Raw genomic sequence first — 1027 nt, 5'->3', positions numbered from 1 at the left:
GCCAGCGGCACGATGTCGCCGGGGCGGTCGGCCAACGGCGGCAGCGTCAGTTCCACCGTGTTGAGCCGGTAGTACAGGTCTTCGCGGAACGTACCTTCGCGGATCATCGCCGGCAGGTCGGCATTGGTCGCGCTGACCACGCGCACCTTGACCTGGCGTTCGCGGTTGGAGCCCAGGCGTTCGAAACGTCCTGTCTCCAGCACACGCAGCAGCTTCATCTGCCCACCCAGCGACAGGTTGCCGATCTCATCCAGGAACAGCGTGCCGCCGTCGGCTGCCTCGAACTTGCCTTCGCGCGCCTTGTTGGCGCCGGTATAGGCGCCGGCCTCGGCACCGAACAGTTCGGCCTCGATCAGTTCGGAGGGCAGGGCGCCACAGTTCACCGCCACGAAGGGGCCCTTGGCCACCAGCGAGTTGGCCTGGATGATCTGCGCGATCTTCTCCTTGCCCGCGCCATTGGGGCCGGTGATCAGCACCGGCAGCTCAGAGCGCGCGACCTGGCACGCCAGGGCGATCACCCGCTCGCTGGCGGGGTCGGCGAACACTGCACCACACAATGCGTACTTGTCTTCCAGCGCATGCCGCTGGCGCTGTTCGCGCTGGCGTCGCTGGTCCAGTTCGCGCCGCGCTTCGGACAATTCCAGCAGGTTGTTGACCGTGGTCAGCAGCTTGCGGTCATCCCAGGGCTTGGCCAGGTAGTCGGCGGCACCGGCCTTGACCAGGTCCACCGCGCTGCTCAGGTGGGTCCAGGCGGTCAGCAGGATCACCGGCAGATCGGGGTGGCGTTCGCGGATCTGTGCGAACAGCGCCTCGCCTTCCTCACCGGAGGTGGTGTCCTCGCTGAAATTCATGTCCTGGATCACCAGGTCCACCGGCTGCGATTCCAGCAGCGCCAGCCCTTCGGCCGGGCTCTGCGCCAGCAGGGTGTCGATGTCATGCAGGGAGAACAGCACGTCCAGCGCGGTACCCACGCTGGCGTTGTCGTCGATGATCAGGATCGCAGGCATGGGTCGCAAAGAGGGTAGCG

1 protein-coding gene is annotated in these 1027 nt (G+C 66.4%); it reads right to left on the bottom strand.

The window, feature by feature from the left end:
• The coding region (locus AC1VAN_RS22820) for a sigma-54-dependent transcriptional regulator (protein WP_480986865.1) at positions 1-1007 on the bottom strand (1007 nt) is incomplete at its 3' end.
• Positions 1008-1027: the final 20 nt, after the last annotated feature.

The sequence above is a fragment of the Stenotrophomonas sp. 05L44_2 genome (genome assembly GCF_056665995.1).
Note: the sequence above shows the minus strand (reverse complement) of the source record. Positions and strands in the feature narration are given on the sequence as shown.